26 protein-coding genes and 2 pseudogenes are annotated in these 25,735 nt (G+C 32.1%); 15 read left to right on the forward strand and 13 right to left on the reverse strand.

The genetic code is table 11. The features are described 5' to 3' along the window. The 3 genes from B2X73_RS08800 to B2X73_RS08810 all read left to right on the forward strand — a co-directional run. Window positions 1-186: 30S ribosomal protein S2 (locus tag B2X73_RS08800; RefSeq protein ID WP_291096266.1), on the forward strand; the 186-nt coding region annotated here is incomplete at its 5' end. Window positions 187-300: 114 nt separating this feature from the next. After that, window positions 301-1,125 (forward strand): translation elongation factor Ts, encoded by an 825-nt coding sequence (tsf, locus tag B2X73_RS08805; protein ID WP_219033598.1) that lies wholly within the window; start codon window positions 301-303, stop codon window positions 1,123-1,125. A gap of 140 nt (window positions 1,126-1,265) precedes the next feature. Next, window positions 1,266-1,589 carry a T9SS type A sorting domain-containing protein gene (locus tag B2X73_RS08810; protein ID WP_115001418.1) on the forward strand — a complete coding sequence of 108 codons (324 nt, stop codon included), beginning with the start codon at window positions 1,266-1,268 and terminating at the stop codon, window positions 1,587-1,589. A gap of 69 nt (window positions 1,590-1,658) precedes the next feature. Here B2X73_RS08810 and B2X73_RS08815 read toward each other — a convergent pair whose 3' ends face one another. After that, window positions 1,659-2,438, reverse strand: coding sequence for a superoxide dismutase (locus B2X73_RS08815; RefSeq protein WP_286494662.1), 780 nt, complete (start codon window positions 2,436-2,438; stop codon window positions 1,659-1,661). Window positions 2,439-2,589: 151 nt separating this feature from the next. On the opposite strand from B2X73_RS08815, the gene B2X73_RS08820 reads away from it, so the two are divergent. Then, window positions 2,590-3,216: a hypothetical protein gene (locus B2X73_RS08820; protein WP_286494663.1), complete on the forward strand. Its 627-nt coding sequence runs from the start codon at window positions 2,590-2,592 to the stop codon at window positions 3,214-3,216. A gap of 43 nt (window positions 3,217-3,259) precedes the next feature. Here B2X73_RS08820 and hemE read toward each other — a convergent pair whose 3' ends face one another. Genes hemE through hemA form a run of 4 tightly spaced genes read right to left on the reverse strand, consistent with a single transcriptional unit; the run spans window position 3,260 to window position 7,133 of the window. Further along, on the reverse strand, window positions 3,260-4,288 hold the full coding sequence (hemE, locus tag B2X73_RS08825; protein WP_291077460.1) for a uroporphyrinogen decarboxylase: 1,029 nt from the start codon (window positions 4,286-4,288) through the stop codon (window positions 3,260-3,262). Further along, on the reverse strand, window positions 4,275-4,952 hold the full coding sequence (locus B2X73_RS08830; RefSeq protein ID WP_181816324.1) for a uroporphyrinogen-III synthase: 678 nt from the start codon (window positions 4,950-4,952) through the stop codon (window positions 4,275-4,277). The genes hemE and B2X73_RS08830 overlap by 14 nt, the downstream gene beginning before the upstream one ends. Beyond that, window positions 4,952-5,878, reverse strand: a complete 927-nt coding sequence (hemC, locus tag B2X73_RS08835) for a hydroxymethylbilane synthase (protein ID WP_221854357.1) — start codon at window positions 5,876-5,878, stop codon at window positions 4,952-4,954. The genes B2X73_RS08830 and hemC overlap by 1 nt, the downstream gene beginning before the upstream one ends. 7 nt (window positions 5,879-5,885) lie before the next feature. Beyond that, on the reverse strand, window positions 5,886-7,133 hold the full coding sequence (gene hemA, locus B2X73_RS08840) for a glutamyl-tRNA reductase (RefSeq protein WP_219033603.1): 1,248 nt from the start codon (window positions 7,131-7,133) through the stop codon (window positions 5,886-5,888). A gap of 196 nt (window positions 7,134-7,329) precedes the next feature. Here hemA and B2X73_RS08845 point away from each other — a divergent pair, with 196 nt between their 5' ends. The 3 genes and pseudogenes from B2X73_RS08845 to B2X73_RS08855 all read left to right on the forward strand — a co-directional run bounded on the left by B2X73_RS08845 (window position 7,330) and on the right by B2X73_RS08855 (window position 9,369). Continuing rightward, the gene (locus B2X73_RS08845) at window positions 7,330-8,208 is read left to right on the forward strand and encodes a helix-turn-helix domain-containing protein (protein WP_125348767.1); all 879 of its coding nucleotides are present in this window, start codon (window positions 7,330-7,332) and stop codon (window positions 8,206-8,208) included. An 81-nt stretch (window positions 8,209-8,289) separates the two neighbouring features. Continuing rightward, window positions 8,290-9,033 (forward strand): annotated as a pseudogene (locus tag B2X73_RS08850) (endonuclease); the annotation flags it as partial. A gap of 24 nt (window positions 9,034-9,057) precedes the next feature. Further along, window positions 9,058-9,369 carry a T9SS type A sorting domain-containing protein gene (locus tag B2X73_RS08855; protein ID WP_291096286.1) on the forward strand — a complete coding sequence of 104 codons (312 nt, stop codon included), beginning with the start codon at window positions 9,058-9,060 and terminating at the stop codon, window positions 9,367-9,369. Window positions 9,370-9,395: 26 nt separating this feature from the next. Here the strand turns inward: B2X73_RS08855 and B2X73_RS08860 are convergent, their stop codons facing one another. The 6 genes from B2X73_RS08860 to ruvB form a co-directional block, all read right to left on the reverse strand. Further along, window positions 9,396-9,914, reverse strand: a complete 519-nt coding sequence (locus B2X73_RS08860) for a hypothetical protein (RefSeq protein WP_291096268.1) — start codon at window positions 9,912-9,914, stop codon at window positions 9,396-9,398. A gap of 29 nt (window positions 9,915-9,943) precedes the next feature. Then, window positions 9,944-10,438 carry a hypothetical protein gene (locus tag B2X73_RS08865; RefSeq protein ID WP_291096270.1) on the reverse strand — a complete coding sequence of 165 codons (495 nt, stop codon included), beginning with the start codon at window positions 10,436-10,438 and terminating at the stop codon, window positions 9,944-9,946. Further along, complete coding sequence (locus B2X73_RS08870; RefSeq protein ID WP_291096272.1) at window positions 10,428-10,904, reverse strand: hypothetical protein; 477 nt, start codon at window positions 10,902-10,904, stop codon at window positions 10,428-10,430. The genes B2X73_RS08865 and B2X73_RS08870 overlap by 11 nt, the downstream gene beginning before the upstream one ends. A gap of 46 nt (window positions 10,905-10,950) precedes the next feature. After that, entirely contained in the window at window positions 10,951-11,631 is a 681-nt protein-coding gene (locus B2X73_RS08875) for a hypothetical protein (RefSeq protein WP_291096274.1), read from the reverse strand. Window positions 11,632-11,691: 60 nt separating this feature from the next. Then, a complete protein-coding gene (gene queG / locus B2X73_RS08880; RefSeq protein ID WP_286494666.1) occupies window positions 11,692-12,639 on the reverse strand; it encodes a tRNA epoxyqueuosine(34) reductase QueG in 948 nt (315 codons plus the stop codon). 200 nt (window positions 12,640-12,839) lie between these two features. After that, window positions 12,840-13,877 (reverse strand): Holliday junction branch migration DNA helicase RuvB, encoded by a 1,038-nt coding sequence (gene ruvB / locus B2X73_RS08885; RefSeq protein WP_038332085.1) that lies wholly within the window; start codon window positions 13,875-13,877, stop codon window positions 12,840-12,842. Between the two features lie 108 nt (window positions 13,878-13,985). Here ruvB and hemH point away from each other — a divergent pair, with 108 nt between their 5' ends. The 5 genes and pseudogenes from hemH (at window position 13,986) to hutI (ending at window position 19,392) form a co-directional block, all read left to right on the forward strand. After that, window positions 13,986-14,969, forward strand: coding sequence for a ferrochelatase (gene hemH / locus B2X73_RS08890; RefSeq protein ID WP_286494667.1), 984 nt, complete (start codon window positions 13,986-13,988; stop codon window positions 14,967-14,969). An 81-nt stretch (window positions 14,970-15,050) separates the two neighbouring features. Continuing rightward, window positions 15,051-16,151 carry a DUF3078 domain-containing protein gene (locus tag B2X73_RS08895; RefSeq protein ID WP_286494668.1) on the forward strand — a complete coding sequence of 367 codons (1,101 nt, stop codon included), beginning with the start codon at window positions 15,051-15,053 and terminating at the stop codon, window positions 16,149-16,151. A gap of 25 nt (window positions 16,152-16,176) precedes the next feature. After that, entirely contained in the window at window positions 16,177-17,229 is a 1,053-nt protein-coding gene (locus B2X73_RS08900; protein WP_286494669.1) for a DUF3078 domain-containing protein, read from the forward strand. Window positions 17,230-17,720: 491 nt separating this feature from the next. Continuing rightward, window positions 17,721-17,951: pseudogene (locus tag B2X73_RS15290) on the forward strand (GNAT family N-acetyltransferase); the annotation flags it as partial. 211 nt (window positions 17,952-18,162) lie between these two features. Next, on the forward strand, window positions 18,163-19,392 hold the full coding sequence (hutI, locus tag B2X73_RS08910) for an imidazolonepropionase (RefSeq protein ID WP_219033614.1): 1,230 nt from the start codon (window positions 18,163-18,165) through the stop codon (window positions 19,390-19,392). Here hutI and B2X73_RS08915 read toward each other — a convergent pair. Then, the gene (locus B2X73_RS08915; RefSeq protein WP_219033615.1) at window positions 19,382-20,692 is read right to left on the reverse strand and encodes a DUF4026 domain-containing protein; all 1,311 of its coding nucleotides are present in this window, start codon (window positions 20,690-20,692) and stop codon (window positions 19,382-19,384) included. The genes hutI and B2X73_RS08915 overlap by 11 nt on opposite strands. A 149-nt stretch (window positions 20,693-20,841) precedes the next feature. On the opposite strand from B2X73_RS08915, the gene B2X73_RS08920 reads away from it, so the two are divergent. The 3 genes from B2X73_RS08920 to B2X73_RS08930 all read left to right on the forward strand — a co-directional run bounded on the left by B2X73_RS08920 (window position 20,842) and on the right by B2X73_RS08930 (window position 23,130). Further along, window positions 20,842-21,702: a YicC/YloC family endoribonuclease gene (locus B2X73_RS08920; RefSeq protein WP_236688172.1), complete on the forward strand. Its 861-nt coding sequence runs from the start codon at window positions 20,842-20,844 to the stop codon at window positions 21,700-21,702. Further along, a complete protein-coding gene (gene gmk / locus B2X73_RS08925; RefSeq protein ID WP_221854349.1) occupies window positions 21,702-22,268 on the forward strand; it encodes a guanylate kinase in 567 nt (188 codons plus the stop codon). Before B2X73_RS08920 ends, gmk begins: the two co-directional genes overlap by 1 nt. A 91-nt stretch (window positions 22,269-22,359) precedes the next feature. After that, entirely contained in the window at window positions 22,360-23,130 is a 771-nt protein-coding gene (locus tag B2X73_RS08930; protein WP_221854348.1) for an alpha/beta fold hydrolase, read from the forward strand. A 32-nt stretch (window positions 23,131-23,162) separates the two neighbouring features. Here the strand turns inward: B2X73_RS08930 and B2X73_RS08935 are convergent, their stop codons facing one another. Next, window positions 23,163-25,658: a cation-translocating P-type ATPase gene (locus B2X73_RS08935; protein WP_286494670.1), complete on the reverse strand. Its 2,496-nt coding sequence runs from the start codon at window positions 25,656-25,658 to the stop codon at window positions 23,163-23,165. Window positions 25,659-25,735 lie beyond the last annotated feature (77 nt).

Genomic DNA, 25,735 nt, shown 5'->3' on the forward strand with positions numbered 1-25,735 from the left:
GATACAAATACTGACCCTCGTCAAGTAGATTTCCCAATCCCTGCAAATGATGATGCTTCTAAATCTATCGATATCATCTTATCTACAGTAGCTGATTCTATCAAAGCTGGTTTATCTACACGTAAAGCAGAAAAAGAAAAAGCAAAAGAAGGTAAAGAAGAAGGAGCTGAAACAAAAGAAGCTTAACATTAACTTGATGATCAATTCATCGATATAATATACCTTGTAGCTCCTACACCACTTTGTGGTGTACGAGCTACTTTTATTTAAAATATTAAGAAACAAAATAAAAATATTACTATGAGCTACAAAGCAACAGCCGCTGAGGTAAGTAAATTAAGAAACGCAACTGGTGCGGGAATGATGGATTCTAAAAAAGCTTTAGAAGAAGCTGGTGGAGATTTCGATAAAGCTGTAGAAGTTTTACGTAAACAAGGACAAAAAGTAGCTGCTAAAAGAGCTGACCGTGATTCTACAGAAGGTGCAGTTATCGCTAAAGTTAACGCTGACCAAACTAAAGGTATCGTTATCGCTTTGAACTGTGAGACTGACTTCGTTGCTAAAAATGAAGCTTTCGTTGCTATGGCTAACGAAATCGCTGATTTAGCTTTGACAGTTAACTCTAAAGAAGAATTATTAGCTTTACCATTCGCAGGAATTACAGTTGGTGAAAAATTAACTGAGCAAACAGGTGTTATTGGAGAAAAAATCGAAATTGGTACTTTCCAAGCTATCGAAGGTGCTATCGTTAATTCTTACATCCACGCTGGTAACAAAATTGGTGCTGTAGTTTCTTTATCTGCTAACGTAGAAGGTGCTTCTGAAGTAGCTCGTGACGTTGCTATGCAAGTTGCTGCTATGAACCCAGTAGCATTAGATGAAACTTCTGTTGCTCAATCTGTAATTGACACTGAATTATCTATCGCTAGAGAAACTTTAGTTGCAGAAGGTAAACCAGAAAACATGATTGAAAACATCGCTCAAGGTAAATTACAAAAATTCTTCAAAGAGAATACATTAGTTCACCAAGCGTCAATCAAAGACGGAAAAACTTCTGTTCAAGATATCGTTAAAGCTGTTAACGCTGACTTGAAAGTAACTGGATTTATCCGTTACAGCTTATAATAAGCTTATAATAAGTTTATAATTTTTATTATATATCTTAAAGTGATGCTAAATTTTAGCATCACTTTTTTGTTTGGTATATATTTTGAAATGTTTGTTTTATAATTATTTATTTTTATATTTGTTAGGATTACAAGCATATGAAACACTTTATACTATTTATAACTATATTTTTATTCACCATAACATCTGCTTCAGCTCAGTCGAGATTTGATCAGGATAAAGGCTCTGTTAGTATTTATCCAAATCCTGCGAGTTCTACATTTACAATAAAATTTGACAATCCATCAAAGGCAAGTTCGGTGTCGATATATTCGATTATTGGAAATGAAGTGATGAATAAAAAATTAGACGGAAGCCAAAAAGCAAACTTTAACGTACAAAGTTTGAAAAAAGGAAAATACATTGTTCGCGTTTTTAATGAAGATGGAACAACAGAAACACAATCCTTGATTAAGAATTAAGATTATTCATATATAAAACAAAAAAGCTTCTCAAAATTTGAGAAGCTTTTTTGTTTGTAATTAGAAAGACTATTTTGCTTTCTTATAATTTTCTTCAACTTGTTTCCAATCCAAAACATTGTTAAACGCTTTCAAATAATCATCGCGTTTGTTTTGGTATTTTAAATAGTAAGCATGTTCCCAAACATCAATTCCTAAAATTGGCGTTCCTGCGATCTCTGCTCCTGGCATCAATGGATTATCTTGATTTGCTGTACTTGTAACCGCCAAACTTCCGTCCGCTTTCACAACCAACCAAGCCCAACCAGAACCAAAACGTTTAGAACCCGCTTCGTCCAATTGTTTGATTAATTCTTCTGTAGAACCAAATGTTGCTTCAATCTTCGCTTTAAGATCTCCTGTAGGGGCTTTCTGTGGCGTTGGAGACATAATATCAAAATATAGCATGTGATTGTAATATCCACCAGCATTGTTGCGTAAAGCAGCATTATTCATATCCATTTTTTTCAAAATATCTACAATATCATTCGATTTGATATTTGCTTCTTTTAGCGCTGTATTCAATTTGTTGATGTATCCTAAATAATGTTTAGAGAAATGAACTTCCATTGTTTTTGCATCAATGTATTCGTTCAATTCATCGTAACCATATTTCAAAGGTTTAATTTGGAAAGTTCCTGGGTCAGCTTTAACATCTGTAGGATTTCCAACAGGCTCTGCAACAGCTTGCACTGTATCTTGTTTTACAACTTCTTTAGTTGTTGAGTCAGCATTTTCTTTCTTCGTTTCGCATGACTGAACAAAGAAAAGAACACCCAAAACTGACATCAAAAATATACCCTTTTTCATCTTATTCTTTTATGTAGTTTACTTATGATATTAATATTTCTACTAAAATATACTAAAACTATCGAATATAAAATTGATTTCTTTTAATTTTCTGTTAAAATGGAGATTATCATCTAAATCAATAAAGGTAATTTGTTTGTATATTTGATTCATGGATATTGAAATTAATAAAGAAGAATTAAATGATCTAGTTGATAAATTATATTTATTAACTGAAGATTATAAAAATTTGGCTAAAGAAATTTTTAAATATAAAGCTATGAAAGTTGATTTTATTGCTCTTAGTATTTTAAATAGAGCTATGTCAATTAATGAAGGTTTTAGATTATTATTTCAAGAAAATAATTTTTACTCTGCAACTCATCTAATTAGAATACAAATGGATAATCTAATTAGATATAATTCTATCCTAGTTGCTAAAGACGATAGTTATATTGATTATATATTAGACGGAAAAGAAATCAGAAAATTCCGCGATAGCATTTTAAAAAAGAATTTCAATGATGCTTATTTAGTTGAACAAATTTCAAAAAAATTTCCAGAAATAAAAATTTTATACAAAAAATACTGTGGCTTTATTCATTTTAGTAACGAACATTTAGAAAGAATAAAAACCTTTCCTAATATTGAAAATGTAAAATTTCGTGTAGAGATAGGTAATTTCGAAAATTATTCACATCAAGAAAAAGTAGAAATTGTATCTGATATGATTACTATTTCATTATTTATTTTTAATCAAATCAATTATTGGACCGAAGCAAAAAAGACCATAAAATAAAAAAACCTTCCATTCGGAAGGTTTTCTTGTTATATAGAGTTTCTTAATCTCTTTTATAATCTACAACAGCTTCTATAAAAGCTTGTGCATTTTCAACTGGAATATTTGGTAAAATTCCGTGACCTAAATTGGCAATATATTTATACGGACCAAAATCGTCAATCATTTCTTTTACCATTTGCTGAATAGTTTCTGGTGGCGATAACAAACGAGAAGGATCAAAGTTACCTTGTAACGTCTTTTTGAAACCTGTAAACTCACGCGCTAATTGTGGCGTAATCGTCCAATCAACACCCAAAGCAGATGCTTTAGAATCTGCCATTTTCTCTAAAGCAAACCAACAACCTTTTGCAAAAACAGTTACAGGAACTACTTTAGAAACTTCGTTTACAATTTGCTCGATGTATTTCCAAGAAAATTCATCATAATCTTTTGGCGATAACATTCCACCCCAAGAATCAAAAATCTGAATCACATTTGCACCATGTTCCACTTTTTTCAACAAATATTGAATCGTTGTTTGTGTAATTTTTTCTAATAATTGGTGTGCTGCAACTGGATTTTGGAAACAAAAACCTTTCGCTTGATCAAAAGATTTAGAACCACGACCTTCCACTGCATAACACAACAATGTCCAAGGCGAACCTGCAAAACCAATCAACGGAATTTTATTGTCCAACTCTTTCTTTGTAATATCCATCGCTGCATAAACGTATCCTAACTCTTCTTCAACATCAGGAATATAAACTTTTTCTACATCTTGAGCTGTACGAATAGGATTCTCTAACCAAGGACCAACACCAGGTTTCATCTCGAAATTCATTCCCATTGCTTGTGGCACAACCAAAATATCTGAAAAGATAATTGCTGCATCTAACGGAAAACGACGAATTGGTTGAACTGTAATTTCAGCCGCTAACTCTGGCGTTTGACAACGTGTAAAGAAATCATATTTATCTCTCAATTCGATAAACTCTGGTAAATAACGTCCTGCTTGACGCATCATCCACACTGGCGGACGCTCTACATCCTCACCTCTCAATGCTTTTAAAAGCAAATCATTTTTTATCATTGATGTATTTTTTTATATTTTCAATAACTACTTCCACCAATGGTGTTTGCGCAGTTATAATTTCATGATTTGGATAAACTTCTTCTATCGCAGAAGTTGTTGTATTTCCGATTGTAAAAATACGCGAACTTTCTGAAATTTCATTTTGTTGATGAAACGCTTTGAATGACAACGGACTAAAAAAAGCATACACATCAAATGTTTCATTTAATTGATAAACAATTTGCCCTGATTGATATGTTATAATTTGATTGACTTCGTGATTTGCTTTTGATAATTCATTCACCAACAAATCTCGACGGGAAGAACCACATAAGAAATTCCATTTCGGAGAATAATTTCCTGAAATTAATTTCGAAGCTAAATCTTCTGCATAATCTTCAACCAACACAACATCTCTGTTTTGCGCTTTTAGTTTTTCTGCCGTTTTTTTTCCAACAACAAAAAAATGACCATTCAATTCCAAATCTTGAATGGCATTTACAGTATTTTGACTCGTCACGATAAACTGATGAACGGATTCATCAATCTGTGCATAAATTTCATTTTTCGAAGTCAAATCGATTTGTAAAGTTGGTTTACAAACCACCTCAACATCAGTTCCAAATTCTTTTTCAAGCAATTCAGAAGAAATTAACTTCGTGAATAAAACCTTCGTTCGCACTATTTCGTTCCGATTTCTTTTTTTATTTGTTCAATCATTTTTGCTGCACCTTGTGCAATACATTCTTCAGCAAATTCGCGACCTTTCGTCAAATATTCATCTGCTTTGAATTGTCTTTCGATTGAAATCATTTCTTGTCCATCAATGGTTAAAATTGCTCCTTTGAAGGAGTAATTTTCTTCATCAATTTTCTCAACTAATGCTCCAATTGGCGCTGTACAACCACCTTCTAAAACATTCAAAAATTGACGTTCTACCGTTGCAAAAAGTTCACATTGAGGATTATTAATATCACTCAAATCCAAACCTTCTTTGGCTACAATTCCTAAAATTCCTTGTGATGGTGCAGCAATCATCCAATCAATCACTTTATAATGAAGACCTTTTTCTGCCAATTCATCTAAAATTTCTGAACGATCCAAACCTGCAAAAGCAAAAACAGCTCCGTCCCAATCTGCATTATCTTGCAACTTTTTCAGACGTAATTGCACATTTCCACGTAAATCTACAATCGTATCATTTGGATATTTATGATTCCAAAATGCTTTACGACGCAAAGATCCAGTAGCGATAACACGATGTTTTTTCTCGAAAATATCTTCCGATTTGTACACCAAAATATCCGCAGAACTTGCGCGTTCTGGATATGCAATCAACTCTAATTTTTCTGGTAAAACAGTTGGCACATCTTTCAACGAATGAACCGCAATATCTACTTGATCATTCAACAAAGCAATGTCCAATGAACGCGTAAAAACACCTGTTAAACCTAATGAATAAATGGGTTGTTTTAGATTTGCATCGCCTTCAGAAGTAATCGGAACGATTTCTGTTGGATGACCTTTTGCCTCAAGAATAGAAGCAACTTTATTGGCTTGCCAAAGCGCTAACGGACTTTGACGTGTACCAATTTTTATTGTTTTCATGATTGTATTAAGCTTGTTTTAAATGAAACATTTTTTCGATTAACTGAATTGTTTCGTCTGCGTTTTCTTTATTTTCGATCAAATAAGAAGCAAACTGATTTGTAATTTTCTGAATTACTTTTTCAGTTAAAATCGTTTCATTTTCGTCGATATTTACATTGTCTTTTTTCAAGTTATTTAAAGCAAAACTCTGAAAAAAGTCTAATCTATCTTTGAAAGATTGAATAGCTGGAACCAATTCTCTGGTTTCTAACCATTCGTAAAACTCTGTAGAATGCTCCTCTATAATTGCCAATGCTTCTGGAATTGCATTGCGACGTTGCGCAATTGTATCGTCTACCATTTTAGATAATCCATCTACATTTACCAATTGAATAGATTCGCGAGCAGCCAATGTATGAATTACATTTTCTGGAACTGACATATCAATAATCGTCATTTCCTTATCGAACGGAATCATTTCTTCTGTAATCGTGTAATTACTTGCTCCCGTTGCAACAATTAGAATATCTGTTTTTTGTAATTCTTCTTTTAATTCGCTGTGATCTTTTACGGTAATATCGTATTTCAGTCCAAGAATTTCTGCCTTTTCTTTTGTACGATTGATTAGCGTAATGTTTGTATTTGGATAATGTTTGACCAAATTAGCACACGTATTACGACCAATTTTACCAATTCCGTACAACAAAATATTTTTGTCAACTAAGTTTCCTTGCGTTGCTTGAATAAAATTAACCGCTGAATATGCAACCGAAGCAGAACCGTTACTTAAGAAAGTTTCGTTCTTCACTTTTTTACTAATTTGAATCGCAGTATTTACCAAACGCTCTAAAAAAGCATTTGATGCACCTTGTTTTTTGAAACGAGAAAACCAAATTTTGATTTGTCCGATGATATCAAAATCACCTAAAATCTGACTTTCTAATCCCGACGAAACACGGAATAAATGTGTAATCGCTTCTTCTCCTTCTTTTACCATCATAAATTGACGGAATTCATCTGCATTACCTTCTGTGTATTTACAATATTGCTCAACGATTTGATCTTCGTTTTCTGCAAAACCATAAAATTCAGTACGATTACAAGTTGATACAATAAAAAAGTTTTCTAATCCATTCGTTTTAGAATCTTGCGTAAACGTTTCAACTTGTTCCGGGAAAAATGTAAATTTACCACGTGTAATGGCGTCAGCTTTTTCATAACTGATTCCGATTACGTAAAAATTTTCTTCCGTTTTATTACCTCTAATTGCCATTTCTTCAAATACTGATACAAAAGTAGTTTCAAAAGTCTTCGAAAAATAACTTTAAAAAGAAAAAATAACGCTAAAAATTAAAGTTTGCTTTTTTAGAATAATTATAAATTAAAGGTTTATATTTGTATGTAAACCATTATAAAGAGCGAAGTTGACAATTATCACGTTTTTTATATGACAAACCTCATTATTCAAAATGGAATTAAAAAATACCCATAAAAGTAAAATTAACGAGTATAAATTGTCAACAGACGTATTTATCGCTCAAATAGACAACTTTACAGCTTCTACAGACACGATTCTGAAAGGAATTGACAAGCGTTATATACAATTCTATTTTTGTACAAAAGGTTCGTTGACATTTAATTTTAATAATGGTATTTATAAAATCAATTTGAACGAAGGAAAAAGCTTTTTGTTCTATTATCCGACATTGGACATTCCATTATCGTTGAATATAAATGCCGAAAGCAAGGTTTATATTGTGGTTTTGTCTATTCAGAAATTACATCAATTGTTTGCAGAATATCAAATTCAGAATAATTTGATTTCGAGTATGACGCAAGAAAAATTTTATATTGAACGAGAAATTGGACCTTCAATAAAATTAGTTTTGAATCAAATTGAACAAATGAAACTTTCTCCGCAATTTCAAAATTTATTTTTGATTGGAAAAATGTACGAATTATTCACCCTTTATTTTTCTGAAATTGAAAGTCAAACCGAACATTGTCCTTTCTTAAATGATGAAAATGAAGGAAAACGAATCAAAGAAATCAAAGATTATTTATTAGCTGATTTTAAAAATCCGCCAACAATCAAACAACTTTGCGAAAAATTTTCGATCTCGGAATATCATCTGAAAGAAGGTTTCAAGGAACTATACGGAACAACTGTTTATGGTTATTTGTTGGATAAAAAACTGGAATATGCATTGCATAAATTAGAAGAAAATCAACAAATGGTAAAAGATATTTCGTTTGAAATTGGTTACGAAAACCCATCTCATTTTATATCAGCATTTAAGAAGAAATATGGCTTAACTCCTAAACAATACATTAAACAATTTCAGTAAAAACTTTAAGAATTGTTAATCTTAATATCATTTATTAACTACTTATAAATACTTACTTTTGTTAAATATTTATAAATAGTTATGCAAAAATTTTTGCTTCTTTTATTTCCTTTTGCCGCTTTTGCGCAACAACCCGACTATTATGAAGGGATTGATTTTAATCAAAATGGAAAAACTATAAAGGAAGAATTACACGATTTAATCAATGCTACACATCATGCAGTTAGCTATACGCCTGGAGTTTGGAATATTTTAGATAAATCTGACTTGGATTTAGATTCAAAAGGTCGCGTTTTATTGATTTATGGTTTCACAGATAATTCTACTGTTTATGCAGAACAGCGCACGCGTGATATAAACAACAAAAACAACTCTTCAAGTGGAAGTACAATCGGAAAATGGGAACGCGAACATGTTTTCCCAAAATCTTTAGCAGTTCCTAAACTTGATACTGATCGTCCTGGAACTGGAACAGATGCTCATAATTTACGCGCAGTTGATAGACAAATAAATTCGACTAGACGTAACAATGCTTATCGCGAAAAATGGGCACAAGATGTGACAGGACAAGCCAAATTAATCAATGGAGGTTTTTATCCTGGTGATGAATGGACGGGAGATGTCGCGCGAATTATTATGTATATGTATGTACATTATGGTATGGAAACCGATCCACAATTGGTTGCGTATAACAATACGACAACAACCAATAATGATGGAATGCCAGATATGTTTTTGAAATGGAATGTATAGGATAAAGTATCTGAATTTGAGAAAGTCCGAAACGAAATTATTGCCGAAACACAAGGAAGTCGAAATCCATTTATTGATAATCCGTATTTAGCAACGTTGATTTGGGGAGGAGATAAAGCCGAAAATACTTGGACTGAATTATCTGCGAACGATTACAATTATCAACAAACGCTTGTAGAAGTTTTTCCTAATCCAACAACAGACAAAGTAAAGATTAATGCTAAGAATTTTGATTATGTGAATTTATATGATTTTAACGGTCGTTTACTTGGAATTGAATTAGGTTCGGAAGTTAATTTGAAAAATTATCCAGCTGGAATGTATATTTTATCTATTCACCTAAAAGATGGAAACATCGTCACAAAAAAAGTGATTAAAATAATTTTAAACAAAAAATTCCAACTCTAAGAGTTGGAATTTTTTGTTTATTCATTTTAACAACCTTCATTATACATTACATCGAAAGAAACTACTTTATCATTCACTAAATAAAATTGTAGAATCGATCCATTATCATAATCTTCAACATTAAAATAACGAAAAGCTTTTGTTCTTTTATCCGTTTTATCATCATAACCATCGAAAATAGAAATATTCAGATTTTTATATTTATTAATTAACTCATCCAAAGATGAGCCAATTTTAATTCCAGATAATGTTTTAAGACTAGAATCCGAAGACTTTACACTATATACAGTTAAAGTAGAAGAACCTGCTGTCTCCTCACCATTTGTTGTCAATCCAACTTTATATGTTACTCCTTTAGAGACAATTGTTACATCACCATCAGGATAACCATATTCATTCAATTTTATTTTGAATTTTTGTCCAGTTAATTTTTCTAATTCAGACAATTTCATTCCAAGTTTTACGTCATTAATACGAGTTGTAGAAACTTGCGCTTGCAAAGCTGTTCCAGCTACAAAAGCAGCTATAAAAAATATTTTTTTCATTTTTATGTATTTAGGTTTTAATCATTATTTTAAAGTGTACATTCTTCTGGGTTATAAGAACTCAATCTTATTGTTGTTACAATTTCATTTTTCAAAGAAAAAGTCAATATAACACCATTTTCTCTATCATCAATTCTAAATTCTCTGTTATTATTATTCGATTTATCCAACAACACATTATATTTTGACGAATAAGCTTTCCACAAATCCTCCAACGTACTACCAATTCCAATTCCAGACAAAGTTTTGATATTTTTACTTGTTGTAGAAATAGAACTTAAATAGGTGTCATTTTCTGTTTTACTCAAATAACCACTTCTTATTTCGATTGTATAATCAATCCCTTTTAGGGTGACATTCGTTTCTCCTTCATCAACAATTGCAGCAATTTCTTCACCTAACAATTTCAACACTTCGAACGGACGCATACCAATTTTCAGTTCATTCATTCGTGTTGTAGAAATCTGACCAAATCCAACAACCGAAAGCAAGAAAAATCCTAATAAAGTTATTTTAATCCTCATAAATATTATTGTTTAAATATCCCGATTCATTCGACAAAACCATTTTTACGACTTTATTATTTTTTAAATAAAAATCTAATGTACATCCATTATCAAGATCATTTATTGAAAAAGCTCTAACCGATTTTGTCTCATCATCTTCAAAAATATCTTGCACCGAAATATCATATTTTTTGTATGCTTTCCATAAATCATCCAACGAACTTCCAATTTTTATTCCTGATAAAGTCGAGAGTTTAGAGCTGACAGACGAAACCGTATAGACTTCAAATTGTTTTGTTTTTAAATTTTTATAGTACGAAATATGATATTTAATTCCATTCAACTCAATGTCCTGTTCAGGCATTTCTGCATTATTTACATCATAAAGAGCTAATTTATTTGGTGTTAAAGCTGCAACTTGTTTTTGCGTCATTTCGTACGAAATATCTCCAAATTTGGAAGTCGTTACTTTTTGAGCAAACATTATCGAAGTGAATAGCAAGAAGCACCCTAAAATTGAAAAAAATCGACTAAGCATAAGCATTAATTTGAGCAATATGTTTTACAATTTTTCCATTATCCAAAACCCAAAGCGCATCATAAACACCAGCTCCATCGCTATATGTCCCGAACAAATAATATTGATTTAACTCTTTATTGTAAGTAAGTTTTGTTGCTGATAAATTCGCATTATATAAATTGATAAAATATTCTTTTGGAATGATAATTTCTTTTCCTTTGAATGATATTTTAAACGATTTGAATTCTGTTTGAGGAATCATTCCATCCGAACCAAAAAAATCTTTTTCATCAATCGCATAAACAAAATCGCTTTCCTTGAAAATTTTATGTTTTTTCGAATTAAATTCTTGCGTTTCGAGCTGAATGATATAATCAGCAACCGAAAATTCTATTTTAGAATCATTGACTGAAGTTGGTGAAATAGTTTCAAAATCTTCTAACTTTTTGATTCGATCATAGTAAACAAAACCAGCTTTTTCAGGCTGATATTCAACTAAATACCATTTCGAGTTTTCTTCATCAGAATCAATTGGATAAATTGAATTTGAATTGACTTTAGCAACAATTTTAGACGAAATATTTTTATCATCTCTCACATTTGCAAAACCATCTTTATCTTGCACAATCCCAAATTGAGCTTGCACAAAATAGCCTAAAAAAGTAGTAAGAATGAATAAACTTTTTTTCATTTTTTGATTCGATTTTCTTGAAGTAAAGCTAACAAAATCTAAACCAAAAATTTTCACGAATTATAGTGATTTTACAAAATCGATATTTCTTTTCAAACCATCAAATTTTGTACGTTTTACAGGTGATTTCTTAAAAATTTCTCGAAAAACATCCTCTGTAATTTCTTCCCAATCTTTCTTCGAGAATTGATTAATTTTCTTATGACCAACAAAACGAGTTTCTTTCGTTGGCAACGAAAAACGATTCCATGGACAAACTTCTTGGCAAAGATCACAACCAAAAATCCAATCATCAAATTTTCCTTTCATTTCGGTCGGAATTTGATCTTTCAATTCAATTGTAAAATACGAAATACACTGACTTCCGTTCACTGTTTTATTGGGTAAGATTGCCTCAGTTGGGCAAGCATCAATACAACGCGTACATTTTCCACAATGATCAGTTTCAATTGGAGAATCATAAGCTAAATCCAAATCAATAATTAATTCGGATAAAAAGAAAAACGAACCTTTTTGTTTAGATAACGTCAACGAATTTTTTCCAACCCAACCAATTCCAGCTTTTTTCGCCCATGCATGTTCCAGAATTGGTGCTGAATCGGTAAAAGCTCTTCCGCTCACCTCCCCTATTTCTTCTTGAATAAAATCTAACAACTCGCGCACTTTTTCCTTCACGACAAAATGATAATCTTCGCCTTGCGCATACATCGCAACTTTGTAAGAATTAGGATTTCGATCTAAATCTTGGTAATAATTATACGCCAACGAAATCACAGATTTTGCTCCTTCGACCAAAATTCGAGGATCCAGTCGCATATCGAAATGATTTTCCATATACTGCATTTCTCCATGATAATTATTCTTTAACCAAGACTCTAAACGTGGAGCTTCCTCTTCCAAAAAATCTGCTTTGGCAATACCACACGAAATAAATCCCAATGCTTCAGCTTTTTCTTTGATTCGATGGGACCATTTTATTTTGATATGTTCTTCTGTTTGAAGGAGCATTAGTTAATTCGTAATTATGAATTTATAATTATTATATCGACGAGATTAAATTTTATCATTCTGAATGAAACGTGAGTGAAATGAAGAATCTTAGATTCCTCCTAACGCAAGAATAATATGTCGTGTGAGCCATTTTCGATTTATTAGAGTAAGAAAATCGTTAAGATTCTTCGACAAGCTCAGAATGACTTAGAACAAAATTACAAATCAAACAAATCGGTTTGAGGTGAATTTTCTCCACGATATTTTACACCAATATGTTTGAAAGCTTTTTCTGTTGCCACACGTCCACGAGCAGTACGCATCAAATAACCTTCTTGAATGAGATACGGTTCATAAACTTCTTCTAATGTTCCACCATTTTCTCCAACTGCTGTTGCTAAAGTTGTAATTCCGACTGGTCCACCTTTAAATTTTTCAATAATTGTTGATAAAATTCTGTTATCCATTTCATCTAAACCATTATCATCAACTTTTAGAGCTTTTAAAGAAAATTCAGCAATTGATAAATCAATTTTTCCATTTCCTTTAATTTGTGCAAAATCTCGAGTCCTTCTCAATAAAGCATTTGCTATACGAGGAGTTCCACGACTACGACCTGCAATTTCTATCGCCGCTCTTTCGTCAATTGGTGTGTCTAAAATACGAGAAGATCGCTCAACAATCGTACTTAATAATTCAACATTATAATATTCGAAACGGAAATTAATTCCAAAACGAGCACGAAGCGGCGCAGTTAATAAACCAGAACGCGTTGTTGCACCAATTAATGTAAAAGGATTCAAACCAATTTGAACCGAACGTGCATTTGGTCCAGATTCGATCATAATATCAATCTTAAAATCTTCCATTGCCGAATACAAATATTCTTCGATAACGGGAGACATACGATGGATTTCATCAATAAAAAGCACATCATTTTCTTCCAAATTCGTCAATAAACCAGCTAAATCACTCGGTTTATCGAGAACTGGTCCAGATGTAATTTTGATTCCTACACCTAATTCATTCGCAATAATATTTGCTAATGTCGTTTTTCCCAAACCTGGAGGTCCGTGCAACAAAACGTGATCTAATGCTTCGCCACGAAGTTTAGACGCTTTTACGAAAACTTCTAAATTCTCTAGAATATGCGCTTGTCCAGCAAAATCATCAAAACTTTGCGGACGAACAGTATTTTCGTGATTTAGATCGTCATCTGGATAAAATTCTTTATCAGGATTTAATAAATCTGACATAAAATGATGATATAAATTATAATGATGATATTACGAAGGACAAATTAAATTATCCTCCGTACTTTTACAACTACAAAGAACGCAATATTTTTTTAGATAAAAAGAATTATGAGCAAAGGAATATTATTAGTGAATTTAGGTTCGCCCGATTCTACCAATGTTGAAGACGTAAGAACTTATTTACGCGAATTTTTAATGGATAAGAAAGTTTTGGATTCTCCTTGGATTATTCGTAAAACTATTGTTGAATTATTTATTTTACCAAAAAGACCCGAAAAATCTGCTGAAGCTTACCGAAAAATTTGGACAAAAGAAGGTTCTCCTTTAATTGTTTACTCTAAAATTTTGAGAGATATGATACAAAAACAAATGGATATTCCAGTTGTTTTGGCAATGCGTTACAAAAACCCTTCGATAGAAGCTGGTTTACAAGAGCTTTATGACAAAGGTGTTCGCGACATTTTGGTTGTTCCTTTATACCCTCAATACACAATGTCTTCTACAGAAACTGTTGCGGATAAAGTGCTTGAAATTCAGAAAAAAAGTTACAAAGACACTAAGATTAATTTCTTGAAAGCTTTTTACAATCATCCAGATTATATCAAGGTTTTAGGAGATTCTATCAAAGAAAAATTACCTGAGAATTTTGATAAATTATTGTTTTCTTATCACGGAATTCCCGAACGTCACGATAATAAAGCACTTCGTGCTGCAAAAGCGAGCAAATTACCTATTGAAACTTATCGTAATCAATGTTTTGAAACAACACGTTTGGTAACCGAATACTTGCAATTACCAGAAGATAAATATACCACTTCTTTTCAGTCTCGTTTAGGTCGTGACCCTTGGATTAAACCTTATACAGACCACATGTTAGAAGAATTTCCTGCACAAGGCGTTAAGAATTTAGCGGTTTGCACCCCTGCCTTTGTTTCGGATTGTTTGGAGACTTTGGAAGAAATTTCGATGGAAGGACAAGAAGAATTCTTAAAAGCTGGTGGTAAGCAATTTACATACATCCCTTGTTTGAATGATCGTCAAGATTGGGTGGATACATTAGTGAAATGGTTGAAAGGTTGGCAAAATAATTAAGAAAGGTTTTTAGCCTTACAAAATAAATTAGATATCTTTGTTTGGAATTTTTCAATTTTAAACAAAGATATTTTTTTTAAAATGAGACTAATTTTCTCAATTATATTTTTAGTCCTATCACTTTTTAGTTCGGCTCAATTTTTAGATACTAGTGGAAATCTAATTATTGATGGTCGAAAATATCTGAAATCCAAAGTGGATACTACAGGACGAAAATCGGGTTGGGAAATTTATGGTGCAAATACTTTAACCGTTAATCAAAATACCTTTTCCAATTGGATGGCAGGTGGTGAAAATTCGGTTTCACTAAATGCTAAAGCTGATTACGAATTTAATTTCCGAAAAAAGAAACACTTTTGGGACAATCGTTTTATTTTTGAATATGGTTTTTTAGACAATAAAACCAATGGAACGCGTAAAACTGCTGACAATCTAAATATCACAACTTCTTATGGATATTTGATAAAAGAAAAGTGGTACCTAACCTCATCACTTAATATTCGTTCACAGTTTTCTACAGGTTACAATTACGGAACAACTCCAAAAACAAAACTATCAAACTTATTTGCGCCTGCATATGTAACAATTGGGGTCGGTGCGAATTATACGCCAAATTCTAATTTTTCTGTCAGTTTTCAACCTTTAACATCAAGAACAACAATTGTAGCAGACAAAGATTTGCAAAAGAAAGGAACTTATGGTTTACGAAACGATGGAGATACGTTTCTTTTTGAAGTTGGAGCATATTTAGGTGGTCGATACAAAATGAAACTTTTTGATAACGTAACTTACGATAATAATATTGGAATTTTCTCTAATTATTCGAACAAATTTTATAACCTCGATATTGTATATGCTGGATTATTAGACATGAAAATTAATAATTTTATGTCCACACAATTAACCATCAATTTGATTTATGATGAAGATCAAGTTACTCAAACACAATTTAAACAAGCCCTCGGAATTGGCTTAACATATAAAATAGACAGTACTAAGAAAAAAGATAAGAAGAAACGTAGAAAGAAGGAAATTCTCCCATATTTCGATACATCTGGCATTTCCCCAGTCAAATTACCTAGAATAAAACTGGATAAACAAAACTATGATCAAGTTTTTGATAAAAATACAATTGACGAAAAATCAACATATATTAAATCAGAATCCATATTTTTGGAGTAAGTTAATATAAATCAATCAAATCTACATGAAAAAATTTTTATTTGTATTAGCAATTTTAGGAAGTGCTACAACTTTTGCGCAAACAGTAAAAGATGGTAAAGTAGCTACTGATAGCAAGCGTTATTTAAAAGATCAAAAATTTGATGGCCGTCAACCAGGATGGTTCGTTTCGGGAAATAATTCACTTTTATTTTCTCAAAGTGCATTCAGTAATTGGGTTGCGGGAGGTGTAAATTCGTTTGCGCTGAACGGAAGTTTAGATTACGAATTTAACTTGACAAAAGAGAAACATATTTGGGATAATCGTGTTGTTTTAGGATACGGAATCCAGACTAACAAAGGCGAAAGTTCTCGCAAAACAAATGATGTTATCGACTTAACTTCTTCTTATGGTTACAGCATCGGAAATCATTGGTATTTAGCTTCCTCTATGAATTTTCGCACACAATTTACAGATGGTTTTGATTATTCAAGAGATCCAAAAACGAAGATTTCAGCCTTGATGGCTCCAGGTTATTTAAGTTTAGGATTGGGTATTGATTACAAACCAAGCGAAAATTTTCAAATTAATATTCACCCATTTACACCAAGAATGACCTTTGTCTTAGACAAAGATTTACAGAAAAAAGGAAATTTTGGACTTAAAAATGATGGAGACAATACTTTATTTGAATTCGGTGCATATTTAGGTGCGCGATATAAACTACAAATTATGGAAGGAATTTCTTATGATAACCGTGTCGGAATCTATGCAGATTACCTGAAAAATTTCGGAAATATGGACGTTGCTTATCAAGGAATTTTGGATATGAAAGTGAACAAGTTTGTTTCGGCACAAGTAAGTGTCAACCTATTGTATGATGAAGATCAAATCAAAAAAACACAGATTAAACAAACACTTGGAATTGGATTTAATTACAAATTTGATAACACGCCACCAAAAATAGAAGAAGCTCCAGCAATTGCATTTATGCAAGAAGCACCAATTTTCGAAGAAAAAGAAGAAACTGTAGAAGTAGCAACAAATATTCTAAAAAGAGAACCAATTCTTAATGAAACAAAATTAGTCACTCAATAATATTTTTAACCTGCTTTTAATAAGCAGGTTTTTTATTTTTCTTATTTTTATAACTCAATAGAAGAATAAAATGACAAAAAATATTTTCGGCGCACTTTTACCACAAATTTTAATAATTGTTTGGGCAGCTTTCGAGCTTTACCTTGGGTTCAACAACGAACAAAATAACCGCATCATTCTTAGCGCAATCGTGATATTAATCTTCGTTATTTTTACAATTATTACATTACTCAAGGTAATTAAATATCCCAACGACCCAACTTATTTGAAGAAAAAGTAATTTATATAAATGTAATTCTTAAAACTGAACGTTTAACTTTGAGACCAGTCACACTTGATGATACTGAAACAATTCATCAATTATATTCTATCGAAGAAGTTGATTAATACAACACGTAGGAATTCCAGAAAATATAGAGGTTACAATTCTTCATGTAAAAGATTTAGTAAAATCTAATCAAGGAGAACAACCACAAGCTTATACTTTTGTTATCGAAAATGACAATCAATTTGATGGATTAATTTCTTTAAATTTAGGTAGGGCTAAATACAAGAATGCAGAAGTTTGGTTTAAACTTCATCCAGATTTTTGGAACAAAGGAATTGCAACAGAAGCTTTAAGAGAAATTATTTCTTTTGGATTCAATACGTTAAATCTTCATAGAATCGAAGCTGGATGCGCAATTGAAAATATTGGTTCTTACAAAGTTCTTGAAAAAGTTGGAATGATTCGAGAAGCACATACCAGAAAGCTTCTTCCTCTAAAATCTGGTTGGGCAGATAATTATGGCTACGCTATTTTATCGACTGACTTACGATAAAAATTAAGTCATTGCAAACTCATTTTAGAATCATATCTTATTTGATAACAAGTTCAGCTTATCTACAAATTCTCCCTTAAATTTCGTAAACTTGTGTTATAAAACAACAAAAATGAAATTAATCGGTCCTTTCAGACAAATTATAACACTTGCCAATTTACCTTTAAAAGGTGCTATTCACGAAAACCAAGTCGAAGTTCTCGAAGATGGAGGAATTATTATTGATGATGAAACAATTGTAGAAATAGGAAATTTCGAAACGCTTTCTCAACAACATCCAACTATCGAAATTGAACATATCGAAACGGAACAAATTCTTCTTCCTGGATTTGTAGATTCGCATACACACGTTTGTTTTGGAGGAAATCGTGCCAAAGATTTCGCCATGCGTTTGGACGGAAAAACCTATTTAGAAATTGCCGAAAGTGGTGGTGGAATTTGGTCTACTGTGACAGAAACACGTAAGAAAACAGTTGACGAACTGAAAGATATTACGCTAAAACATATTGCCCAATTAGCTAAACAAGGAATCACAACTGCTGAAGTAAAATCTGGTTATGCTCTCTCTGTTGAGGGTGAAATTAAAATGTTAGAAGCGATAAATATGGCGAATCAAGAAAGTGAGATTGATTTGATTCCTACTTTTTTAGGTGCGCATATGAAACCAAAAGATTTTGAAGGTTCGAACAAAGAATATTTAGAACTTTTGGTGAAAGAAGTTTTTCCTAAATTAAAATCTGATGATTTAGCAAATCGTATCGATATTTTTGTGGAACAATCTGCTTTCTCTGTTGAGGAAGGCGATTATTTCTTAAACGAAGCAAAAAATCAAGGTTTTGATATTACGATTCACGCTGATCAATTTACAGCTGGAGGAAGTTATTTAGCTACAAAATTCGATGCTTTGAGTGCAGATCATTTAGAATTTTCAGGAGAAGAAGAAGTGAAAAAACTTGCCAATTCTGATGTTGTTGCAACTGTTTTACCTGGCGCTTCTATCGGTTTGGGAATGCAATATGCACCTGCTCGAAAATTGTTAGATGCTGGTTGTTGCGTTTCGATTGCTTCGGATTGGAATCCTGGCTCAGCTCCAATGGGAAATCTTCTTACACAAGCTTCTGTTTTGGCTACTTTTGAGAAATTATCAATGGCAGAAGTTTTAGCTGCAATTACTTTTCGTGCTGCAAAGGCTTTAAATTTAGCTGATCGTGGAACAATAGAAAAAGGTAAAAAAGCCGATTTTATCAGCTTCTCTACCTTCGATTATCGTAATATTATCTATTATCAAGGACAATTACAACCAACAAATGTATGGAAAAATGGTGCTTTGATTAATCAATAGTGTAAATATTATCAGGAGTGATGGTGTTTGTCGGCGTGTAAATTAACCAATCGGTAATCATTTCTTGCGGATAAAGACCTTCATCTCCTTCATTCAAACCTTCTACAGCATAAGGACGATTCAAACAAACGCCAAAAATTTCGTTGTTCTCATTGATTCCGTACACATCAAACCAAATGTGTTCCTTATTCATTTCATGATCGACATCAAATCCTAATTTAATTAAAAATCGATAATAATTTTCTTCATCTGCTTCTGGATTAAAATATGTGTTAAATGCTTTTTTATACAATTCAAAACGTTGATAAGCCAAGGCTGACATTCGTTCCGTTTCCTGATCGCTGATAAAGAAAATCGGATTATCTGCAATTGTCGCCGCATAAACTTCTGGTGTCAATGTATGTCCTTCTTGCACCGCTAACAAAACGCCACAAGGTTCATAATTTTCGTTTTCTGGCTGACGTTCATTGTAACCTCCAGGAATTTTAGCAGGATAATCTTTCACCACATCTTCCCAACGTTTCCAACAAAATGTAATATCCAAACCATCATAACCAATATTAAATTCTTCATTTTCTGGCGAACGAAAATCTGGTTTGATAAACGCATTTACAATCATATCCAAAGCCGAATTCATCTGCTCTACTCCATCTTTGATGTTCAACATCTCCAACTCCACAGAACCGCAACGATGCAAACCATGCGTATGCATCCAATACACGCGATCGCCATTTTCATCCTCATCATAAACGCCATGAATCACATATAAATACGAAGGCGCAGGCGGAATTTCTGACTCTGCTGTCACTTTAGCCCATTTACCAGAAAGCAAACGATAAGGCATAAAATCGACAACAATAGACGGGTTTTCAACAATTGCTTGCATAATTTTTAATTGCAAATGAAAACTATCCAATGCATCATTTCCAAAATACATCACAGATTCCAAATAAAAATCTTGTTGCGTTGCAATTTCCATTTCTTCGTCCGAAATCATATTTCCAAAACCAAATTCAGAATAATCGTTACTTCTCGCATCCACAACATACAAATTCACATCAAATTCTTCCTCCAAATAAGACACTACAAGTTGATATTCTTGCTTTACAGCTCCATTTTCGTCTTTATCAATCTCGATAAGATCAAAATTGATTAATTGAAAATAATCGGTTGATTTTAGACTTTTTTCAATTGATTCTCTTGAAAATACAAAATCTTTCGACGAAGGAAAAATTCCCATTGTAGAAGGTAAACTCAATCCATCCTCTGCAATTCCTTTGTACAATTCTTGATTTGTCATAGTTATTTTTAGTTTGTTTTTTGTTAAAGATAAATGTTTTAAGTTCATCAAAATTTTAGCAAAATGTTAAACTTTAAAATGATTAAAGATGATAATTCAGTTCGCATTACGTTAATTTATTGTAATTTTGTTCGCATAATTTTACAATTATGATAGCATCTATGACAGGTTACGGTAAATCCGTATTGGAATTACCTGAGAAAAAAGTAACGATAGAAATCCGTTCTTTAAACAGTAAAACACTAGATTTAAACACGAGAATTCCTTCTTTTTATCGTGAAAAAGAATTAGAAATCAGAAACCTTATTTCAGAAAAAGTTCAACGTGGAAAAGTTGATTTTTCGATGTTAGTAGAGTTAAATCCTGCTGCAAGAAATCAAAATATAAATGCTGAATTAATCAAAAGTTATATGGCAGAATTTAAATCAATCACACCAAATGTGACTGATGGTGAATTATTGCCTGTAGTAATGCGCCTTCCAGACGTTATTTCGTACACGCAAGACGATTTGAGTGAAGACGAATGGAATCAAATTCGCGCAACAATTATTGATGCGATCGACGCATTAAATCAATTTAGATTAGATGAAGGAAAAGTTTTAGAGAAATATTTGACTTTAAACTTGAATAACATTCTTGAGCTTTTAACACAAGTTGTCCCTTTTGAAAAAGAACGAATTGAAACTATAAAAGAACGTTTCAATAAACGTTTAGAAGAATTAAAAGTTGATGTTGATCAAAATCGTTTCGAACAAGAATTAATTTTCTATTTGGAGAAATTTGATATCACAGAAGAAAAAGTTCGTCTAAAAAACCATTGCGAATATTTCTTAAAAGAATTAGCTGGAACTGAATCAAATGGAAAAAAACTAGGATTTATTTCGCAAGAAATTGGTCGTGAAATCAATACATTAGGTTCTAAATCAAATCATTCTGAAATGCAAAAAATTGTTGTTCAGATGAAAGATGAATTAGAAAAAATTAAAGAACAATCGTTAAACATTTTATAATGAAAAAAGGAAAATTAATCGTCTTTTCGGCTCCATCAGGCGCAGGAAAAACAACTTTGGTTCGTTACGCTTTAGAACAATTGGAGAATATCAAATTTTCTATTTCTTGTACAACTAGAGATAAACGCGAAGGTGAAACTCACGGAGAAGACTATTATTTCTTAACACCAGAAGAATTTAAGGCAAAAATTGCAAACGACGAATTCGTAGAGCACGAAGAAGTTTACCGCGATAATTTTTACGGAACTTTAAAATCGGAAGTTGATCGCATTACATCTGAAGGAAATTCTGTAATTTTTGATATTGATGTTATTGGTGCATTGAATATCAAAAAATTGTACGGAGATCAATGTTTAACAGTATTTGTAAATCCTCCATCTTTGGAAATATTGAAAGAACGTTTAATTTCTCGCAACACAGAAAGCGAAGATAAATTGAAACAACGTATTGATAAAGCAGGAATTGAAATGGAAAAAGCTAAAGAGTTTGATATCATTTTATTGAACGACGATTTAGAAACTGCAAAAGCAAAAACCTTAGAAATTATTACAGATTTTATTAAATAATAATTTTTAATCATCATGATATAAATGCCTCGAATAAATAAAATCGAGGCATTTTTGTTATCTTTAGCTTTCGAAAAAATCACTACATAAAATGGAAATAGAAAATAGTTTAGAAATCAACAACGCCAATATTCATTATGTTCACCACGAAATAAATCCAGAAAATCCAACACTTATTTTTTTACACGATTCCTTAGGTTGCACCCAACTTTGGAGAGATTTCCCAAAAGAAGTTGCCGAAAAAACAAATTGTAATTTATTCATCTACGATAGAAAAGGTTATGGAAAATCGTCGCCTTTTACCATTGATCGTCGCGAATTGACTTACATGCATGATGAAGCAGATTTTCTAAATGATTTGGTTCAATATTTCAACTTCAAAGACATTATTTTATTTGGACATAGCGATGGCGGATCGATTGCGTTACTTTATGCTTCGAAATATCATCAAAATTTAAAAGGAATTGTTGTAGTTGGTTCGCACATTATTGTAGAAGAAATTTCTTTACAAGGAATCAGAGATGCAAAAATTGCATATGCAGAAACTAATTTGAAAGAACGTTTGACAAAATATCATGGCGATAAAACGCAGAAAGTTTTTGAGATGTGGACAGAAACTTGGTTACGCCCAGATTTTATTGATTTTGATATTCGAAAAGAATTGCAAAACATCGAATGTCCAACTTTGGTTATTCAAGGAATTGATGATGAATATGGTTCGATTGAGCAAGTAAATGGAATTATCAACAATGTAAAAGGAAGAAAAGAAAGTTATCTTGTTCCTGATGCAAAACATACACCTTACAAAGAGAATAGGACGCCGACTTTGGCAAAAACAGTTGAGTTTATTGATTCGTTATAACGAATCAATAAACCTAAATATTACCATTTTACTCAATTTTTTCTCCTACGTTTAATCCATTTATAAACTTCAAACCACAATACAGATAACATTGCTACAAGCATCGCCATTCCTAATTCTTTTAGATTCAACGAAGAAACTTTAAAAAATAAAGAAATTGGCTTTATATACAGTATTGCAAAAAGTATAAGCAATGTAAGAATTGTAACGCCAACCATTAAATTATTTTTATTTTTAAAACTTGACCACAAGCTATAATAAAACGATCTATTCGTTAAACTTAACCAAACATTTGAGAAAATCAACGTTGTAAAAACCATTGCTCGGGTTTTCTCTTCATTTCCGCCTAACTGATAAGTGTATTGATAAACAAAAAGCAATCCTAATGTGATGATAATTCCTTGAATAATACTTGTTGAAAGTTCTTTCCAATTCAGAAAAGTTTCCGTCATAGGACGAGGTTTTTCGTTCATAGAATTTTTCTCTAAAGGCTCGTTTTCATACACAATAGAACAGGTTGGTCCCATTACCAATTCTAAGAAAATAACATGAACCGGTGTGAAAATTTGCGGAAAAGCCCAACCTAAAAACAACGGCAATGAAACAATTAATATAATTGGAATATGAATCGAGATAATGTATTGAACAGCTTTTTTAAGATTCGTATAAATGCGTCTTCCAGCAGCTATTCCGATAACTAATTTTCCTAAATCATCATTTGTTAAAATTAATTGCGCAGCTTGTTTGGCTATTTCAGTTCCTTTTTCGCCCATTGCAACACCAATGTGTGCGGCTTTCAATGCTGGTCCATCGTTTACTCCGTCGCCCAACATTGCAACTACTTCTCCATCCTCTTTCAAAGCTTTCACGACGGCTAATTTTGCTTCGGGAAACATTCGTGCAAATAAGACTTTTTCGTCGGCTGCTTTTAATAATTCTTTTTCAGAAAGTTGTGTAATTTCACTTCCTGTAATACTATCTTCAGCATGAATAATTCCTGCCTGATTCGCAATACTCATCGTAGTTTCGGCATTATCGCCTGTAATTACTTTTACTTTTATTCCGGCATTATATATTTTCTCGAAAACCTCATTTATTCCCTTTTTAGGCGGATCATAAAAGACAACAAAACCTAACAATTCAAAAGGTAAATCTTGTTGTTGTTTTGGAAAATCGTTTGAATTAAAAGTAGATTTTGCAACACCCAAAAGTCGGAAACCTTTTGTTCCAAAATCGCGAATAACGTTTCGTAAATGATCTTTTTGTTGATCAGAAAGATTCGAAACTTGTAAAATAGCTTCTGGAGCACCTTTTGCCGCAATTATTCGTTGATTATCTTTATTTTTAAAACAATGCGTCATCATCGGAGGTTTTCCAGATAAAGGATATTCGAAAAACATTTGATATTGATTGCGCTCATCAACCTGTGTTTGTTCGTAAACTCGGTGCAACGTTTTTTCCATTGGATCGAATGGAACAGGTTCACTACTCCACATCGCATATTGTATAATCTTAGAAATTTCGACATCATTGAATTGAATTTCATCAAAAACCGTAGACATTTTTGCATCATAAATCGCTTTCAATTTCATCGAATTTTCGGTAATTGTGCCTGTTTTATCACTACAAATAACAGTTGTGCTTCCTAAAGTTTCGACAACGCTACTCTTTTTTACAATAATTCCTTCGCGTAATAATTTCCATGAACCCAATGCCATAAATGTAGTAAATGCAACTGGTATTTCTTCGGGTAAAATAGACATTGCCAAAGTCAAACCGTTTAATAAACTACTTACAATGTCTTTTGTTTGAAAATAATTGAATCCGCAAACCATTGCAAAAACAATAATTCCAATGATTGCCATTCCTTTCACAAATTTTTCTATCTGCAATTGCAAAGGCGATTTTTCTTCTTTTATAGATAAAATTGACGTTCCTATTTTTCCCAACTTCGTTTCTGCTCCAATGGCTGTCACTTCAAAAATAGCCAAACCAGAAACTGTCAAAGTTCCACTGTAAATTTCTGGATGATCTATATCTTTAAAAACTGACATACTTTCGCCTGTTAAAGCCGATTCATTCACCGAAAAATCATTACTATGAACAATATTTCCATCCGCATTAATCATTTTTCCTTCTTCCGTAATACACAAATCACCAATTGTAATTTCGTGTGTTGGTATCTCAACTAATCGTCCATTACGAATAACTGAACTCAAAGGTTCGTTCAACTTTTCTAACTCTTGCAGAGCTTTTTGATTACGAGAACCTTGGTAAAATGAAATTCCTGTCACAGCAACAATAGCCACAAACATAAATGCAGCTTCGCCCAAATCACCAACCAACACATAAATAATTGATACAGCAATCAAAATTAGCGTCATTGGTTCTTTTAGAATATCAAATAATAAACTATACCAAGCAGAATTCTGTTCACCCTTTATAGCATTATCTCCGTATTGTTGTTGAGCTTTTTTGACTTCAGAATCAGATAACCCTTTTAAATTTTCAGGAATTTTTATAGACATTATTTCAATCGATTAGTGTTTACTAAAGTTACAGCTAAATCCAATTAAAAAATAGTTTAATACTTGATTATATCCTA

It is taken from the genome of Empedobacter sp. UBA7252, from assembly GCF_002472765.1.
Taxonomy (GTDB): Bacteria; Bacteroidota; Bacteroidia; order Flavobacteriales; family Weeksellaceae; genus Empedobacter; species Empedobacter falsenii_B.

Excerpts from the sequence above, each read along its gene's own strand:
- tsf (WP_219033598.1), top strand. The coding sequence starts at position 301 with ATGAGCTACAAAGCAACAGCCGCTGAGGTAAGTAAATTAAGAAACGCA.
- B2X73_RS08810 (WP_115001418.1), top strand. The coding sequence starts at position 1,266 with ATGAAACACTTTATACTATTTATAACTATATTTTTATTCACCATAACA.
- B2X73_RS08815 (WP_286494662.1), bottom strand. The coding sequence starts at position 2,438 with ATGAAAAAGGGTATATTTTTGATGTCAGTTTTGGGTGTTCTTTTCTTT.
- B2X73_RS08820 (WP_286494663.1), top strand. The coding sequence starts at position 2,590 with ATGGATATTGAAATTAATAAAGAAGAATTAAATGATCTAGTTGATAAA.
- hemE (WP_291077460.1), bottom strand. The coding sequence starts at position 4,288 with ATGATAAAAAATGATTTGCTTTTAAAAGCATTGAGAGGTGAGGATGTA.
- hemC (WP_221854357.1), bottom strand. The coding sequence starts at position 5,878 with ATGAAAACAATAAAAATTGGTACACGTCAAAGTCCGTTAGCGCTTTGG.
- hemA (WP_219033603.1), bottom strand. The coding sequence starts at position 7,133 with ATGGCAATTAGAGGTAATAAAACGGAAGAAAATTTTTACGTAATCGGA.
- B2X73_RS08845 (WP_125348767.1), top strand. The coding sequence starts at position 7,330 with ATGGAATTAAAAAATACCCATAAAAGTAAAATTAACGAGTATAAATTG.
- B2X73_RS08860 (WP_291096268.1), bottom strand. The coding sequence starts at position 9,914 with ATGAAAAAAATATTTTTTATAGCTGCTTTTGTAGCTGGAACAGCTTTG.
- B2X73_RS08865 (WP_291096270.1), bottom strand. The coding sequence starts at position 10,438 with ATGAGGATTAAAATAACTTTATTAGGATTTTTCTTGCTTTCGGTTGTT.
- B2X73_RS08870 (WP_291096272.1), bottom strand. The coding sequence starts at position 10,904 with ATGTTTGCTCAAAAAGTAACGACTTCCAAATTTGGAGATATTTCGTAC.
- B2X73_RS08875 (WP_291096274.1), bottom strand. The coding sequence starts at position 11,631 with ATGAAAAAAAGTTTATTCATTCTTACTACTTTTTTAGGCTATTTTGTG.
- queG (WP_286494666.1), bottom strand. The coding sequence starts at position 12,639 with ATGCTCCTTCAAACAGAAGAACATATCAAAATAAAATGGTCCCATCGA.
- ruvB (WP_038332085.1), bottom strand. The coding sequence starts at position 13,877 with ATGTCAGATTTATTAAATCCTGATAAAGAATTTTATCCAGATGACGAT.
- hemH (WP_286494667.1), top strand. The coding sequence starts at position 13,986 with ATGAGCAAAGGAATATTATTAGTGAATTTAGGTTCGCCCGATTCTACC.
- B2X73_RS08895 (WP_286494668.1), top strand. The coding sequence starts at position 15,051 with ATGAGACTAATTTTCTCAATTATATTTTTAGTCCTATCACTTTTTAGT.
- B2X73_RS08900 (WP_286494669.1), top strand. The coding sequence starts at position 16,177 with ATGAAAAAATTTTTATTTGTATTAGCAATTTTAGGAAGTGCTACAACT.
- hutI (WP_219033614.1), top strand. The coding sequence starts at position 18,163 with ATGAAATTAATCGGTCCTTTCAGACAAATTATAACACTTGCCAATTTA.
- B2X73_RS08915 (WP_219033615.1), bottom strand. The coding sequence starts at position 20,692 with ATGACAAATCAAGAATTGTACAAAGGAATTGCAGAGGATGGATTGAGT.
- B2X73_RS08920 (WP_236688172.1), top strand. The coding sequence starts at position 20,842 with ATGATAGCATCTATGACAGGTTACGGTAAATCCGTATTGGAATTACCT.
- gmk (WP_221854349.1), top strand. The coding sequence starts at position 21,702 with ATGAAAAAAGGAAAATTAATCGTCTTTTCGGCTCCATCAGGCGCAGGA.
- B2X73_RS08930 (WP_221854348.1), top strand. The coding sequence starts at position 22,360 with ATGGAAATAGAAAATAGTTTAGAAATCAACAACGCCAATATTCATTAT.
- B2X73_RS08935 (WP_286494670.1), bottom strand. The coding sequence starts at position 25,658 with ATGTCTATAAAAATTCCTGAAAATTTAAAAGGGTTATCTGATTCTGAA.